Origin of the sequence: Pseudomonas sp. PICF6 (assembly GCF_009831705.1) — a bacterium.
GTDB lineage: Bacteria > Pseudomonadota > Gammaproteobacteria > Pseudomonadales > Pseudomonadaceae > Aquipseudomonas > Aquipseudomonas rhizophila.
In genome coordinates, this window is the sequence record NZ_WUUD01000035.1 from 325167 (window position 1) to 342305 (window position 17139).

General features: G+C 65.1%; 4 protein-coding genes. All 4 read right to left on the reverse strand.

From position 1 onward, the window contains the following. Positions 1–17: 17 nt before the first annotated feature. Positions 18–1664, reverse strand: coding sequence for a cyclic peptide export ABC transporter (locus tag GSM73_RS26075; protein ID WP_160894307.1), 1647 nt, complete (start codon positions 1662–1664; stop codon positions 18–20). A 1-nt stretch (position 1665) separates the two neighbouring features. Continuing rightward, on the reverse strand, positions 1666–5502 hold the full coding sequence (locus GSM73_RS26080; RefSeq protein WP_160894309.1) for a non-ribosomal peptide synthetase: 3837 nt from the start codon (positions 5500–5502) through the stop codon (positions 1666–1668). Then, entirely contained in the window at positions 5499–15704 is a 10206-nt protein-coding gene (locus GSM73_RS26085; RefSeq protein ID WP_160894311.1) for a non-ribosomal peptide synthetase, read from the reverse strand. The genes GSM73_RS26080 and GSM73_RS26085 overlap by 4 nt, the downstream gene beginning before the upstream one ends. A gap of 93 nt (positions 15705–15797) precedes the next feature. Then, positions 15798–17139: condensation domain-containing protein (locus GSM73_RS28015; RefSeq protein ID WP_256677098.1), on the reverse strand; the 1342-nt coding region annotated here is incomplete at its 5' end.

The window sequence follows — 17139 nt, forward strand, 5'->3', positions numbered from 1 at the left end:
ACAGGTCTATGGTTTCCTCAAGACAGCATTTGCGCCAGGGGCGCGGTGTCAGCCTGGGGAGCGACTTCACTGAGCTTGCCATGTTCGATGCGGATCAGCCGGTCGGCCAGGCCGAAGTAGGCATCGTCGTGGGAGATGACGATCAGTAGTTTGCCGCGTTCGCGCAGGTCCGGCAGGATCCGGGTGTAGAAAAAGTGCTTGAACACCGGGTCCTGGTCGGCCGCCCATTCGTCGAACAGGTAGCAGGGGCGATCATCCAGATACGCACTGAGCAGCGCCAGGCGCTTGCGTTGCCCGGTGGACAACGCCAGCGTCGTCAGTTTGCCGTCCTCGATTTGCACCTTGTGGTCCAGCTGCAGGTGCACCAGGTAGTCCTGTGCCTGTTTCACCAGGTGCGGATCGTCGCCATCGAACAGGTTTTCGAACAGGCAGAAGTCGGTGAAGATCGCTGAGAAGTGCTGTCGGTAATGGTGATTGTCATTGCTCGAGGACACTTGTTCGTCGAGCATGACGTCGCCGCTTTCCGGCCGGTACAGCCCTGTCAGCAACAGCGCCAGGGTGGTCTTGCCGCTGCCGTTGCCGCCGGTGATGAACACCACTTCGCCGGCATTGAGGGTGAGGTCGATGGGGCCCAGGGTGAAATGACCGTCCTCGCGCTCGCGGTAGTAAGTGTGGGTGACCTGGCGGCACACCAGGCTGCGAACCTGGGTCGGCGAGATCGTCTCGACGGTTTCGTCGGCGGTTTGCATCTCGCCTTCCAGGGCGCGGATCTTGTTCAGGGCCACGCTGGCCCGACCGAGGGTCGGCAAGGCGTGCATCAGCTCCGACAACGGCGTGATCATGTAGAGGATCGCCAGGATATAGCCGGTGACCAGGCTCGCGCTCAGGTCGATGAAATGCGGCGCGGCGAACAGCACCACACCGATCAGCATGTAGAACACCGCATTGCCCCAGTTCAGGACCAAGGCGTAGATGCTCATGCCCCGCACGAAATCGCGGCGGTATTGCTGGCTCACCGGTATCAGCAGGCGGGTGAAGAAGTGCTGCCGGCGCGGATGGTTGAGTTGCAGTTCCTTGCTGCCATCGGTGAGCAGGCGGTACTGATTGAACAACTGGTCCTTGAGCTCGCGAGCACGGGAGATCGAGGTCAGCGCCCGACGTTGCGGCCAGTGAAAGCTCAGGCTGCCCAGGACGATCAGCAGCAGCGTCAGGCCGAGCAATGGCATGCTGAGCCAACCCAGGTAGCCGAGGCACGCGGCGATGATCCCGACATTGACCAGCAGGATCGGCACCAACTCCACCGCCTGGCTGATGGTCTGCGTATCGTCGGTGAGCATCGCCAGCAGGCGATGCTTGCCCAGGCGCTGCAATTGCGCGTAAGGCGTGTCGATCAGCTTGGCGCTCAGGTGCAGGCGCATGTCGTTGACCGCAGCCTGGCCCAGTCGCAACAGGCTGATGTCGGAGATGATCCGCGACACCGCGACCAACACCACCAGGCCAGCGAAGAGCAGGCCATCCACCGGGCGCAGCTTGTCGAACACCTCCAGGCTGTGGTTGATGTTGGCGATCAGGCCGGCAGCCGCGAGGCCGCAGATCAACCCCGTCAGGGTCGCCACCAGCAGTGCGCGCCAGGAGCGTTTAGCCATGAGTAACAACAGATCCATTTCAAACCGCTCCGTGTGTAGCAATGGCCGTGAGACGCGCCGCCAATTGTTCGTGCAAGGCGCGTTGCTCAAGGATGGTCAGGTGTTGCGCCGTGATGACCTCGCGGGTCAACGGCCCGCTGCTCAGGTCTTCCCAATGCGGGTCGGCGAAGTCGGCCTGGGCCAGGGTGTCGCTGGCCCACCAGACATGCACCGGGCAGCTTAGCCGGGCAGGCTTGAAGGTCGCCAGCAGATGCTGCGTGTGCTGCTGGTAGCGCAGCCGCGTTTGCAAATGCTCCCAACTGTCGCCATCGAGTCGCAGGCCTTGCTGGCGTGCCCACTGCACCAGCTCCGGCAGGCGTGCCGCTGGGGGCAGGGCGTCCAGTTGCTCCAGCAATGCGGCCATGATCGGTGGCGGCAACCGGCGCATCACGCTCTGGCTGTCCGGTGTCAGCGCTTGGGAGGCTGACTCCAGCAGCGCCTCGACACTGTCTTCTGGCGCTTGATGCTGGTACTGCGAGTCGATGATACCGAGAAACGCCACTGCTTGGCCCTGGCTTTCCAGGCGCGCGGCCGCAGCAATCGCCAGCAGACCACCGAGGGAGAAGCCCAGCAGGTGGTACGGCCCCTGGGGTTGCTGTTGGCGCAGGTGCTCGACATAGAGCGCGGCGAGGCTCTCGATATCGCCGCCCAGCGTTGTGCTGTCATCGCTCAGGTACGCCGCCTGCAAGCCCCACAGCTGCCAGGCCGACAGCGGCGCCAGCAGCGTGCGGTAATCCTGCACGTGGCCGGTGGAGGGGTGGAAGCAGAACAGGTTGGCGGCTTCGACAGCGTTTGGCGCCGACAACCGCACCAGTGGCGAGAGTTTGAGTTCGGCCTGCACCAATGCTGCAAATGCCGAGACGCTCGGGGCGTTGAACACCGCATTGACCGTCACCGGTGCCGACAGCGCGGTCTGCAGGCGACTGGCAAGCGTCACCGCCGCCAGGGAATGGCCGCCCAGCTCGAAGAAATCATCGTCGATGCCCACTCGCTCCAGGCCCAGCACCTGTGCCCAGACCTCGGCGAGCAAGGCTTCCAGCGGCGTGCGTGGCAAGGCACTGCCGACCGTGTCGAGGACTTTGTCAGCCCATTGCTGCAGGGTCTTGCGGTCGAGTTTGCCGTTGCCCATCAGGGGCAAGGCTTCGACGATCCGCAGGGTGGGCAGCATGTAGTCCGGCAAGCAATCCTGGGCCTGGCCATGCAGCCTGGCGACTGTGGTCGAATGCCCGGGCGCCAGGGTCATGAAGGCGAACAGTTGCTGGCCGAGCTCGCCGCGAGGGATGCATTCCACCGCGGCCTGGGCCACACCGGGAAGGCTGGTCAACTGCGCCTGGATCTCGTCGAGTTCCACGCGGAACCCACGGATTTTCACCTGACGGTCGGCCCGCCCGGTGATCTCCAGGCTGCCGTCATGGCGATAGCGGGCCATGTCGCCGGTGCGATAGAGGCGTTCGCCCGGCCGATGTGCCAGCTCGATAAAACGTCCGGCGCTTTGTTGCGTGTCCAGATACCCGCGGGCCAGTTGCGGGCCGGCGATATACAGCTCGGCGCTTTGCCCTGGGGCGGCCAACGCTTGCTGCTCGCCGAGCAGGTACAGGCGCATGCCGTCGAGGCGGTCGCTGAGGGGCAGGCGACGATAATCTACGCTCGGATCGGCTTTGTGCATCACCACCCCAACGGTGGTTTCGGTCGGGCCGTAATGGTTGAAGACCGTTAGCGCCGGAGCAAGGCTGCGAATGCTTTGCAGCAGGCGCCGCGAGCAGCTTTCGCCACCGAGAACCAATTGCTTGCGCGGCAACACGGCAGCGCTTTGGGCATGAATCAACCAGGCGTCGAGCAACGACGGCACGATCTTCAGGTGATCGATCGGGTACTGCGCCTGCCAGGCTGCCCAGGCCTGGGCGTCCATGGCCGTTTCCTTGTCCAGCAGGTGCAATTCGCCGCCGCTGAGCAGGGCCGGGAACAGCAACGTGTAGCCCAGGTCGGCCGCCAGCGAGGTGACCACTGCACTGCGTTCGCCTGCGGCCAGTTGCAAGCGCCGGGATACGCTGGCGACATAACTGGCCAGCTGTCGGTGCTCGACGATGACGCCTTTGGGCGTACCGGTGCTGCCGGAAGTGAACAGCACGTAGGCCGCGTCCTGTCCTTGGATCTCGACGTTGGTTGCAATCGTTGGCGCTTGCTGCCAGGCCGCTTCCTCGCGCAGGTCGAGGCTGCCGATGCCCGGCAACGCAGGGGCGCTGCCGGCCGAGCCGCTGAGTATGAAGGTCGGCTGGGCTTGTTGCAGGATCGCCAGCGAGCGTTGCGCTGGTTGATACACATCCAGGGGAACGAACGCCGCGCCGCTCTTGAGCACGGCGAGCATGGCCAGGACCATCTGTGCCGAGCGATCCAGGTACAGCGCCACGCGATCTTCGCGACCCACGCCCTGGGCGCGCAGGAAATGCGCCAGTTGGTTACTGCGGGCCTGCAGTTGGGCATAGCTCAACTGCCCATTGGGGTCGCGCAGGGCCAAATATTCGGGAAACTGCGCGGCACATTCATCGAAACTCGCCGGCACGCTGGTAAACGGCAGTGCCGCAGCGTCGGATGGCGCATGCAGGGCGGTCAGCGTTGCGGTAAAACTCGGCGCCTGCACGGACAGTTCGGCCAGGGGCTTGCCTGGGTTGGCCAGGGCATCGAGCAGCAGCGATTGGAATTGCTCCAGCAGCACCAGAGCGGCCTGTTCGCTGTAGCGGCCCGGCAGGTGGCAGAGGTTCAGGCGATAGCCGCCAGCGGTCGTTTCGGCCACCAACAGCAGCTCCATACCGGCGGGGATGGCCTGTGCGTCCAGCACCGTGAGCGTCGACGCCATGCTGCCCAAGGTGTCGAGTCGATCAGGCAACTGCCCACCCCACTGGAAGCCGTACTGCAAAGTGTCGGCCGGCAGTGCAGCGCTGACGCCGCAATATTCCTGCCATTCGGTGGCTTGCTCGCAGAGCACCTGCAGGTTCGCCAGCGCCTGGGCAAACTGGCTGTCCGCCGCCGCTTGCCAGCGCAGGGGCAAGGGCTTGGCGAACAATCCCCAGCAATCGGCGAGTTCTTCATAGTCGTCGCGGCAATCGTGGACCCAGTTCAAGGTCAGTGCCGGGCTGTCGCCGCTGCTCAGGCGCTGCAACAGCACGCCCCAGGCCGTCATCAGCACTTGTTCGGGCGATGCGTCGTGACGCTGGCAAAAGCTTTCCAGGGCCATGCTCAACTGTGGGTTGGCGCTCAAGCGAGTGGTCACCGGACCGTCGGAGCGGTCGCTGCGAACCTCACGGTAGAGCAACTCGCTGGCGGCCGCTTCGTCCAAGGCTTGGCTGGCCCAGAAACGCCGGCCAGGCTCGGCGTCTTCATCGGCCTGCAATTCGTAGAGCCAGGCGCTGTACTGGGTATAGGTCATGGCCTCGTCATCGACGGTCGGCGCATCCGTCGAAGCCAATGCCTGCGCCAGGCGCAGCAAGGTCCCGCGATCCGCGCTCAGCGCCGGCAGTTGCAGCATGACCCGCTGCCGATCGCCGTCGAGCGCTTGCACCTCGACGCTGATGGCGTCCGTGGTCGTGACCGTGGATTCAACCACTTGCAAGGGCATCAGCAAGCCTGGCTCTGGCCGTACTCGCAGGCGCAGGGCCTCGTGACACACGCTCAGGGCGGCGAGTCGTTGGTGAAGACGCTCCAGGGCCAACGGGCCTTTTATTTCCAGTTCCAGGCGCGCCGCTGGCAATCCCGCCAACCACTGGCTGCGTTGTTGGGGCGAGAGGGCGAAGGCTTCTTCGCGAGTTTCAAAGGCGCTCATGCCTGCACCTCCGCAGCCAGCGGCGGCTGTGCTTCGGGCAGGCAACCGGTCAATTGTTCGCGACGCATCATCTGGCCCATGGCGACACAGATCTTGCGCTCACCCTCGAAGGGATCCCGAGCGTGGGCCACCAACATATTGTCCAGCATCACCATGTCACCCTTTTGCCAACTGAAACGTACCGCGCAGTCTTCATAAGCCTCGCCGATCACTTGCATCACTGCGTCTTCAATCACGCTGCCATCGCCGTAGTACACGTTACGTGGCAAATGTCCGGGGCCGAACAGGCTGATCAGGTTGCTGCGCACTTCCGGCTCCAGGCAGGCGGTGTGGTGCAGTTGCACCTGGTTGAAGAACGACAGTTCCAAGGTCTCGGGATGCTCGACGATGGCCGGGCAGTGCTGGGCGATCCGCAGGTTGTCGGTTCCCAGCCATTCCCAGCGCATGCCCGACGCCAGGCATTGGCGCTCGACTTCCTCACGCTGTTCGGTCTTGAAGAAGTCCTGCCAGCGCACATCCAGCTTGTCGGTGAAGTGCCGCACGTACAGCAGCCCCAGGGCCTTGAAGCGAGCGACGATGTCCTCGGGCAAGCGCGCCAGCACCTGCCGGCAATCGACGATGGGCGTGCAACCGCCACGCGGCGCCGGCGTTTCGCAATAGAACCACTGCTTGCGTGGCCACTGCGGCAGATGGGAGCTCTCGTTGTGGAAGAGAATCATGTGCTGTTCCGGGTACGGCGTGGAGTGGTAGATGTTCTTGCCGGACTTGTTTTTCGGCAGGTCACCGTAGGTCCCGTAGAGGTCGGGTTCGATGGCCTGGGCGAACTGTTCGAAAGCGCTGGCATCCGGCAGGTTGAAACCCCGGAACAGCAGGCCACCGTGGGTCAGCAGCTGTGCATTGATCCATTCCCGCGCTTGCAGCGCCCAGTGCACCGGATCCAAGTCGCCGAGCAACGGCTCGATCACCAACGGCAAGGCTTGCCCGGCGCTGAGGGTGCGGGTACGGACCTGCTCATGGGCCACCTGGCTCACAGCGGTTGCACGGGTCTGCTTGAGCTTGCTCAATTTGGACTGCTTGCGGGCGCTGCGGGCCGAGGCCTCGTCGAGCGACGGATCCGCCAGGGACGTTGCGCTGGCGTTGCCACCCTCAAGGCGCCACGACCAATTGTCCAGCGCTTGTCCCGGGGCCGAGACGATCTGCTCCAACAGGCTCTCGAAGCCTTGTTCGAGGCGCTGGATGGTCGGCTCGTGCAACACGCTGGTGCGATACACCCAGCGCACATTCAGGCCTTGATCTTCGTCCTCTTCGACAAACACGGCGAGGTCGAACTTGCTGCTTTCCTGGCGTGATGCCAGATGCTCCACCTCAAGCTCCGGCAGGCTGGCATTGCCGCTGGGGGTGTTTTGCATGACGAACAGCACCTGGACCAGGGGATTGACCCCTGGTGTACGCGGCGGTTGCAGTTCCTCGACCAGTTTGTCGAACGGCACCTGCTGGTGCTGGAACGCCGACAGGCAATCCTCGCGCAAGCGTTGCAGACGGGCGTCAAAGCTTTCGCCCTCGCTCAGGCGGGCACGGATCGGCAGCACGTTGACGAAGAACCCGATGAGATGTTCCAGGGCCGGATGTTCGCGGTTGGCCAGGTCGGTGCCGACGATAAAGTCGTTGGTCCCGGTGGCTCGTTGCAACAGGCTGTTGAAGGCATTGAGCAGGACCATGAACAGCGTCGCCCGTTGCTCTTGCGCATAGGCTTTGAGCAGTTGGGCCTGGGCCGGTGTGAAGCGTTGCTCCAGGGCCGCACCCTGATAGTCGGGACGCGCCGGGCGTGGCTGGTCAAGCGGCAGCGGGATCAGCGTTGGCGCGCCGTCGAGCTGACGGCGCCAGTAGTCGATGGCCCGTGCCAGCAGGCGCTGTTGGGCTTCGCTGCGTTGCCAGGAGGCATAGTCGGCGAACTGGATCGGCAACACCGGCAGCACCGGTGTCGAACCGCTGGTACGAGCCTGGTACCCGACGATCAGCTCCTGCATGAGGATGCCCATGGACCACGCATCGGTCGCGATATGATGCAGCACCAATTGCAGCACATGATCGTCGGCGCCCAGGCGCAGCAGACTGGCGCGCAACATCGGCGCCTGTTGCAGATCGAACGGGCGTGCCGCCTGTTCATCAATCAAGCGTTGCAGGGTTTGCGCTTGTTCCTCGTGGTCGAGGTGACTCAGCTCGGTCGGCGTCAGGTCAACCCGCGGTGCCGGGCTGATGACCTGGCAAGGCTGGTCGCCGTGGAGATGGAACGCCGTGCGCAAGGACTCATGGCGTTCGAACACGGCCTGCAACGCCGCTTGCAGCGCTGCGACGTCCAGCGCACCACGCAGCCTGATGGCGGTGGTCATGTTGTAGGCGGCGCTGGGGCCTTCGAAGCGATCCAGGAACCACAACCGTTGCTGGCTGTAGGACAGCGGCAATGGCTGGTTGCGTGGCGCCAGGGCAATCTCGCTGTTGCCGTCGGCCTCGGTCTGGGCGTCGCGTTGCTGATCGACCGCTTCGGCCAATTGGTCCAGGGTGCCACGCTCGAACAGCGTGCGCAGCGGCAGGTTCACGTTCAACCGTCGGCGAATCCTCGACAACACCTGGGTGGCCAGCAACGAGTGACCGCCGATGGCGAAGAAGTCGTCGTGCACACCGACGGTGTCCAGGCCGAGAATTTCCTGCCACAGCTCGGCCAGGACCTGCTCGGTCGGCGTGCGCGGTGCCAAGCATTGCGCCTGCGCCGTTTCGTCCTGGGGCACACCCAGGGCGGCGAGGGCGCGACGGTCGATCTTGCCATTGGCGTTCAGCGGCAATTGCGCAAGGGCCAGCCAACGGGCTGGAACCATGTAGCTTGCCAGCTGCTGGCCCAGGTAAGCGCTCAAGACCTGTTGCGCGGACTCGCCGCCCAGGTTGGCCGTGTCGTCGAGCACATACCAGGCCACCAGTTGTAACGCCCCGCGCGCGTCGGGCAGTGCCAGCACCGCCGCGCTGTCCACCGCTGGGTGTTGCATCAGGCGGTTTTCGATCTCGCCCAGTTCGATGCGGTGGCCACGAATCTTCACTTGCTGGTCGCGCCGCCCGAGGTATTCGATCACGCCATCGGCGCGCATCCGGCCGATATCACCGCTGCGATACAGCCGCGCATCGGCTTGGAACGGGTGCGGAACAAAGGCTTCGCGGGTGCGTTGCGGGTCGCGCAGGTAGCCGCGACCGACGCCGACACCACCGATGCACAATTCGCCGGGTACACCGACAGGGACCAGGCGCAGCGCCGAGTCGAGAACGAACACCTGGTTATTGGCGGTCGGCTTGCCGATGGGCATGTGCAGGCAGTCGTCGGCGGGCGCTTCGGTGATGGGGTAGAAGGCAACGTCGTCCGAGCATTCGGCGGGACCGTAGGCGTTCATCAACGGGATCGCCGGGAAGCGGGCGAACCAGTCCCGCGCCAGGGCCGGCGGCAATGCCTCACCGGTGGGCAGGAGCCAGCGCAGGCTCGCCAAGGTGTGGTGCGTCTGGCTTTCCTGGAGCATGCCGCGAATCAGCGCCGGCACGGTTTCCAGCAGTGTCAATTGCTGCTCTTGAACCGCATCGAGCAGAGCCACAGGGTCATGGGCCTGGGCATCGGGAAGGATGTGCACGGTGGCGCCGAACAGCGGCGCGGCGAGGAACTGCCACACGCTGATATCGAACGCCGCCGAAGCCGTCTGGGCAATCCGGTCGTGCTCACCCAGGCCCAGGCTCGGGACCTTGCCGAACATGTTGTTGAGCATCCCGCGTTGTTCAACCATCACGCCTTTTGGCGTGCCAGTGGAACCCGAGGTGAAGATCACGTAGGCCAGTTGATCCGGGTTGTGCGCATAGGTGACCGGCGGCTGTTCGCGGCCTTGCCAGAGCGCCTGGGCGATCAGGCAGGTGGGTTGCTGGCGCATCTGCGGCAGGACGTTGTCCAGCGTTGAGCTTGCGTGCTCGCAGACCAGCAACAGCGGTGCTTCGCCCAGGTCCAGCAGCTCCGCCAGGCGTGCGTGGGGCTGTTGGATGTCCAGGGCCTGGAACGCCGCGCCGACCTTGAGCGTGGCGATCATCATCGTCAGCAAGGCCAGGCCCCGCTCAGCGAACAGCGCCACCAGGGTTTCCGGGCCGGCACCGGCCGCTTGCAGCGCATGGGCGATGCTGTTGGCGCGGCGGTCCAGTTCGGCGTAGGTCAGCGATTGCCCCTGGCATACGGCGGCGAGGTGTTGCGCACGGTTGCGCACTTGTTCGGCGAACAGCGCCGCATAGCCGCGCTCCAGCGGGAAGTCGACGTCGCTGCGGTTGCAGTCGATCTGCAACTGCCGGCGTTCCGCCTCGGGCAGCATGTGCAGGCTGCCCAGTGGCGCTTGCGGCGTCTCCAGCATGCCCGAAAGCAGCTGCACCAGATGGCCGAGCATGCGCTGCACGGTGTCAGTGCTGAAACGCATGCTGTCGTAGGACAGGCGAATGCCCAGGCGGTCGCCGGGGTACAGCACCACCGTCATTGGGAAGTTGGTGTGCACCCGGTCTTCATAGATGTCGATGCTGAAGGCATCCAGTTTCACGCTGCTGATATCCAGCGGCGCGTTCTCGAACACCACCAGGCTGTCGAACAACTGCTGGCCGCGCGGCACTTGGCTGCAACGCTGGATGTCCACCAGCGAAGCGCTTTCGTGTTCGCGCAATTGCGCGTTGTGGGACAGCAGCGCCTGCAACCAGTCGGCCACTGGCACCTCGGGATCGACATCGATGCGCAGAGGCAAGCTGTTGATGAACAGCCCGACCATTTCTTCTACGCCGGCAAGGTCAGTCGGGCGGCCGGCGACGGTCACGCCGAACAGCACATCGCGGTTGCCGCTGTAGCGCGACAGCAACAGCGCCCAGGCGCCCTGGATCCAGGTGTTGGGGGTCAGTTGGTATTGCTGGCACAGCTGCTGCAGCCGCTGGGTCTGGGCGATGCTCAGGGTCTGGTCGAAATCGCCAACCTGTTCCGGTGCCTGCTCCGGACGCGCCACGGGGCTGTCCACATGCAGCGGTGTCGGTTCGCTGAAACCGGCCATTTCGGCCTGCCAGAACGCATGGGCGGCGGCCATGTCATGGCGTTCCAGCCAGCTCATGTAGCCGCGGAAGGAGCGCAGGCGTGGACGGGCCACCGGCTCCTGGCGCACGATGGCCTGATAGATCGCCAGCAGGTCTTCCATCAGCAGGCCGAAGCACCAGGCGTCGGTCAGGATGTGGTGGAAACTGCGCACCACGGCGAAGCGTCGCTCATCGAGTTGGAACACCCGCAGGTGGGTCAGCGGCGCACAGGCCATGTCGAAACCTTGCAGGCGCTGTGCTTCGAGGGCCTGGTCCATCGCCAGGCGCTGCTGTTCTTCATCGAGGTGGCGCAGGTCCTGCCAGTCGAACGCCCGATGAGTTTGGCGGTATACGCATTGCAGCGGCTCATGATCGTCCTGCCACCAGAAGGCAGTGCGCATCATGGGGTGGCGCTCAAGGAACAACTGCCAGGCCGCTTCCATCGCCGGGCGCTGCAGTACCCCGTCCCAGCTGTAGCGTTGCTGCATCAGGTAGATGCCGCTGTGGGGTTGCAGCAGGGTGTGCAACAGCATGCCCTGTTGCATGGACGACAGCGGGTAGACGTCTTCGATGTTCGCCCAGTCCAGCGGTTCGGATGCCAGGGTTTTCGCTTGCTTGTGGCACAGCGCAAATGCCTGGCTGGCGGGGCGCAGGTCGGCTGCGCTGGCCAATCCGGCGAGTTCGTTCAAGCGTTGTGCCAGGCGCGGTGCCCAGTCGGCGGCGAGGGCGCCGTGGTTGCGCAGGTGCAGGCAATCGTCCTGCCACCAGGCGTCCAGGGTCAGCGGGCAAGTCGAAGCTGTCGCGGGGCTTGCGGCTTCGACCTGGGCCAGGATGCCACGCTCTTCGCGATGGCTGTCGAGGTTGCCGAGCCAGCGAATGGCCACCGATGCCGCCGGCAGATCACGCAGCGGTTCTTGCAGGTAGGTGTTGTCCGACAGGTAGCGCAGGGCGCCATAGTCGACGCCGTGCTGCGGGTAGGCGCGCATTTGCGCGGTCAGGGCCTGCAAGCGTTGCAGCAGGCTGTCGCCTTCGGGCTGGAGGAAGTACGGCACCGCCAGGGCCAATGGTCCCATGATGCGTGCCGGGTCGAGGTCGGCCACGGCAATCGGCGTATTTACCGGCAGGCGCTCGGCGCTTGGACGGGCATCGTGCACGCTCAGCGCAACCAGGCCATTGCCGCACAGTTCACGGCACTGTTCGACTACGGCAGCAGCCAACAGGCTGTTCCAGTCCAGTTGCAGCACTTCGCCCAAACGCTTGAGCTCACCTGAGGTGGCGGCCGGCAGGGTCTGCTCGACCACGCTGGCCGGCTGCTGGCTGTCCGGCAGTTGCAGCGTTTCCGTGCCGGCGTATTGCAGCCAGTGTTCCCAGGCGTCGTCCAGGGCATCGCCCTGTGCATGGGCCTGCTGGTGCCGCGTCCACTGGGTGAAATCGCCACCGGTGTAGGACAGGCGCACCGGCCGCTGATAGCGCAGTTGCGCCAAGGCCAGGTTGAGGTCGGTCAGCAGCAGCGACCAGGATGCCTCGTCCAGACACAGCGGATGAGCGGCCAGCAGCAGGGCGTGTTTGCCGTCCACTTCCAGCAGGCGGGCATGCAGGGTTTGGCCGGCGTCCAGTGCCAGCGCGTCGACACCGGCCTGGGCCAGGGCTTGCAGTTGCCCCGGCGTGCAGGTCTCCAGTTTCTCGGTGGCGATGACCGGGGCCTTGGCCGCGACCAGTACCCGTTGCTGCCACTGGCCCTCCGGCAGGGCCTTCAGCGCCAGGCGCAAGGCCTGGTGGTGTTGCTGCAAGGCGCAGATGGCCTGGTTCAGCAGCTCGCTATCGAGCGCCTGGCTCAGCGCCACGCAACGCCAGGTGGCGTGCAACGGCCCTTGTTGCAGGCGCGCCAGTTGCCCGGCGGCCAGCGGCAGGCCATAGCCATCGGCAATCTCGTGTGCCACGCCATGGCTGGCATCGGCGCCCAGCACCCGGGCGATATCGGCGATGGTGCGGTTCTCGAAGAGCTGGCGGGGCGTGAGTTTCAGCCCTTGCTGGTTGGCGCGGGCGATGATCTGCAAGTTGATGATCGAATCGCCGCCCAGGGCGAAGAAGTTGTCGTGCACGCCGACACGTTCCAGCTTCAGGACTTCCTGCCAGATGGCGGCCAGCTGCGCTTCGACTTCATTGCGCGGCGCGACATGGGTGGCGTTGTCGTCCGTGGGTTTTTGCGGGAGCGGCAAGCGCTGGACATCGACCTTGCCGTTGCGGGTCAGGGGCAGTTCGTCGAGGGTGATGAAGTGCGCCGGCACCATGTAGTCCGGCACCCGCGCACCCAGGTCGTTACGCAGTTTCGTGGCGGACAGCGACTGGCTGGCGACCAGGTAGGCCACCAGGCGCAAACTGCCGTCCAGTTCCACGGCACGGACCAGCGCCTGTTCGATCAGCGGCGACAGGCGCTTGAGCTGCGCTTCGACTTCGCCCAGCTCCAGGCGGTTGCCGCGGATCTTGACCTGACTGTCGACCCGACCGAGGAACGCCAGTTGGCCGTCCACTTGCCAGCGCACGCGGTCGCCAGTGCGATACCAGCGTTGCTGATCGGCGTCGAGATGGAAGCGTTCGGCGGTCAGGTCCGGGCGGTGCAGGTAACCCCGGGCCAGGGCGCCGTTGATCAGCAGTTCGCCGGATACCCCGGTGGGCACCAGGCGGCCGTTGGCATCGACCACTTGCAGTTGACGGTTCGGCAGTGGCCGGCCGAGGGCGATGCTGCGCAGGCCCGCCGGCAACTCGGTGGCAATCGCCCCGACTGTCGCTTCGCTCGGCCCATAGTGGTTGAACACCCTGAGCCCTGGCGCCAGGCGGTTGACCTGTTCCAGCAGCGCCGGGCTGAGGGCGTCGCCGCCGAAGACCAGCAGGGCGCGGGGCAGCAGGCGGGCATCGGGCAACGCCTGCAACAGGCCGGCCAGATGACTTGGGGTGATCTTCAGCACATCCACCGGGTGTTGGTCGAAGAATTCGGCCAGTGCCAGGGGGCTGAAACCGCTGTCTTCATCCACCAGCAACAAGCTGGCGCCGCTGCACAGGGCGCCGAACAGTTGGGTGTGGCCCAGGTCGGCGGCGATGCTGGACAGCAAGCCGTAGCGAGCCGCCGATGGCGGGTTGAGCACTGCGTGCACCGCCGTCAGGTAATCGACGATGGACTGGTGCTCGACCACCACGCCCTTGGGGGTGCCGGTGGAGCCCGAGGTGTAGATCACGTAGGCAGCATCGGTCGGGCTGTGGACCACGACCGGTGGCGTGTCTGGCTGGGACGCGATGGCGTCGGTCTGTTCCGCCAACCACAGCGTCGGCGTGTGCTCGGCCAGGTCTTTGAGCAGGGGTGAAGCGGCGGCACCGATCAGCAGTGCGGCGCGGCTGTCCACCAGCACGTCGGCCAGGCGCCCGGCAGGCTGCTTGAGGTCCAGCGGCAGATAGGCGGCTCCGGCCTTGAGGGTGGCGAGCAGGGCGATCACGAACTCGGCGCTGCGTTCCAGGGCCAGTGCCACCACGCTGTCGTGGCCGATGCCCTGGGCACGCAAGTACTGGCTGAGGCGGTTGGCCTGCTGATCCAGTTCACGGTAAGTCAGGGCGCTCTGGCGGTCGCGCACCGCCAGCTGTTGCGGGTGGGCGGCCACCTGTTGTTCGAAGCGCTGGTGCAGGCACGTAGCGGCTACCGGCAGTTGCACGCCGCGACCCTGCACGAGCAATTGTTGGCGTTCTTCAGGGCTCAGCCATTCAAGCTCGCTGACCCGGCACTGCGCGTGCGCCGTCATCGCCAACAGGATCGCGCGCAATTGGGCCGACAACACCGCGACTTCGGCATCGCTGAAACGACTGCGGTCGTAGCTGATCAGGTAGTGCAGTTGTTTGTCCGGCACCACGATCAGCGACAACGGGAAGTGGTTGCGGCCTTGGGTGTGGGTGATGCCATCGACCTGCTGGTCGCTGCTCGGGGCACTGAAACTCAAGCCACCGGTGTCCTGGTTAAGTGCGTCGGTGACCGGGAAGTTCTCGAACACCAGGATTGAGTCGAACAGCGCCTGTTCAGCGGCGATGCGCGTCATCGACTTGAGTTTGCCCAGGGGCAGGTAGGCGTGGTGGCGCAGATCGCTGTTGGCTTGCTGCAAGTGTTGCAGCCAGTCCACCAGGGTCGGCTCGTCGGCCCATTGCACGCGCAGCGGCAAGGTATTGATGAACAGCCCGACGGTGCTGTCTACCGCCGCCAGGTTCTCCGGACGCCCGGCGACGGTGACGCCATAGACCACGTCGTCACGCCCGGCGTGTTGACCCAGCAGCAGTGCCCAGGCGCCCTGGATCAGCGTGTTGATGGTCAGGTCATGCTGACGGGCGAAGTGCGCCAATTGCTCGGTTTCGCTGGCGGCCAGCAGGCTTTCCCGTTCGGCGAACGGTGCCCCCGCAGGCGCTGGCTGGCGTACGGCGAAGCTGGGCAGTGGGGTCGGCTCGCTGACGTCCTGCAACTGTTCGCGCCAGAAGCTTTCGGTGGCGGCCATGTCCTGTTCCGCCAGCCAGGCGATGTAGTCTCGATAAGGGCGGGTCGGCGCCAAGTGGGCGGGGCGGCCATGGGCTTGTTCGTAGTACAGCGCCAGCCACTCCTGCACGGCGATGCCGACGCTCCAGCCGTCCATGAGGATGTGATGGAAGGTCCAGATCAGATGCCAGCGCTCGGGGGCCAGGCGCACCAGGCACACGCGCATCAGCGGCGAGTCATTCAGCTCCAGGGGTTGTGCCCGTTGTTCCAGTGCCAACTGTTCCAGCGCGGCCTGGGGCTCGGCGCGGTCCTGCCAGTCCAGTTCAGTCAAGGGCAACTCAACGTCCTGTTGCACCACCTGATAGGCATCGTCCAGTTCCTCCCAGAGAAAAGCACTGCGCAGCACCGCGTGACGCTGCATCAGCGCCTGCCAGGCACCACGAAAAGCGCTCAATTGCAGCGGGCCGTTCATGTCCAGGCTCAACTGCTGGTAATACACCCGCGAATCCGGTTCGTAGACACTGTGGAACAACAGGCCGTGCTGGGTCGGCGAAAGGGAGTAGATGTCTTCGATGTTGTTCATGCTTGTTTGGTCCATTTCAAAGTCTTGAAAACTCAAGTGAGTCGATCAGGGCGCCGCGCCGGTCCGAGACCTGCGCGGGCGCGGCGTCGCTCGCTAGCTTTGGGAATTGGGTTTGGTCTTGAGTTTGCCCAGCAGCTTGTCCAGGGACTTCTGGTTCAGCGCCTTGGCCAGCGGGAAATCCGCTGGCATCAGCGAACCGGCCTGCGGGTCGAGGCAGTGCTCGACCAGCGCCTGCAAGTGTTCCAGCAGACGAGCGGGCAAACGGCTGTCGGCGTTCGGCGTGACGCTGTGCCATTCGACACGCAACACGCCGTCCTCCAGCCAGGCCACTACTTCACGGGCATGGGTCACTCGGTTCACCGGGGCCACCTCCGGCGGCGGGGTCAGGCTGCTGGCGCGCAACCAGCCCTCTGGCGTTTGCTCATGCCCCAGGTAGTTGAACAGCACATCACCGTGGCTGGCCGGCAACTCGCCGCGCTGGCGCAGCAAGCCGTAGCCAAGGCCTTGGCCGGGTACGTCACGCAAGGCTTGCTTGGCGTTGCGCACCTGCTCGCCCGCGGCACCGCGGGCGTTCACCCGCAGTGGGTACAGCGTGGTGAACCAGCCGACGGTGCGGCCGACGTCCAGCCCGGCAAACGGTGCGTCACGTCCGTGGCGCTCAAGGTCCACCACGATATCGCTGCGCTGTTCGACTTCGGCCAGGGTCGCGGCGAGGGCGGCGATCAGCAGTTCTTCCGGTTGCGTGCGGTACGCCGCGTGGGACTCGGTCAGCCATTGCTGCGTGCGACTGGCATCCCAGCGGGCCGCCAGTGTCTGGCGCTCGGCGACCGTGGCCATGGGCGGCCGGTTCGTGCCGACCTGGGCACTCCAGTAGCGATGCTCGGTAGCAGCCTTCGCGGCATGGGCTTGCAGGTGCTCGGCCCATTGACGATACGAGGTGGTTTTTGCCGGCAACGCCGGGCTTTCGCCACGTTCCAGGGCGGGGTACAGCTGTTGGAAGTCTTCCAGCAGCGGCGTCCAGGACACCGCATCGACCACCAGGTGATGGGCCACCAGGTACAGGCGCTGCGGCGTGCCCTCCAATAGGGCTGCGGCAAACAACGGGCCGTGTTGCAGGTCCAGGCTCTGCGCGACGTGCAGCAGTTGTTCCGGGTGTTCGCAGCGGGTCAGTTGGGCCGGGGCCACCGGCGCGATGTGCGCCTGCCATTGCCCGTCGATGTTGCTGAAACGCAAGCGCAGGGCGTCGTGGTGGGCCACCAGCCGGTCCAGCGTGGCTTGCACGATGGCCGGTTCCAGGCGACGGTCGCTGTCGGCCAGCACCGCTTGGTTCCAGTGGGCGGCCTGGACCTGCTGCTGGTCGAAGAACCACTGGTGCAACGGCATCAGCGGCATTGGCCCGCTCACGTCGCCTTGCTCGGCCTGGGTCAACAGTGTC

What these genes read in the sequence shown, in the direction of transcription:
- GSM73_RS26075 (WP_160894307.1), bottom strand. Translation starts at nt 1,664, where the DNA reads ATGGATCTGTTGTTACTCATGGCTAAACGCTCCTGGCGCGCACTGCTG.
- GSM73_RS26080 (WP_160894309.1), bottom strand. Translation starts at nt 5,502, where the DNA reads ATGAGCGCCTTTGAAACTCGCGAAGAAGCCTTCGCCCTCTCGCCCCAA.
- GSM73_RS26085 (WP_160894311.1), bottom strand. Translation starts at nt 15,704, where the DNA reads ATGAACAACATCGAAGACATCTACTCCCTTTCGCCGACCCAGCACGGC.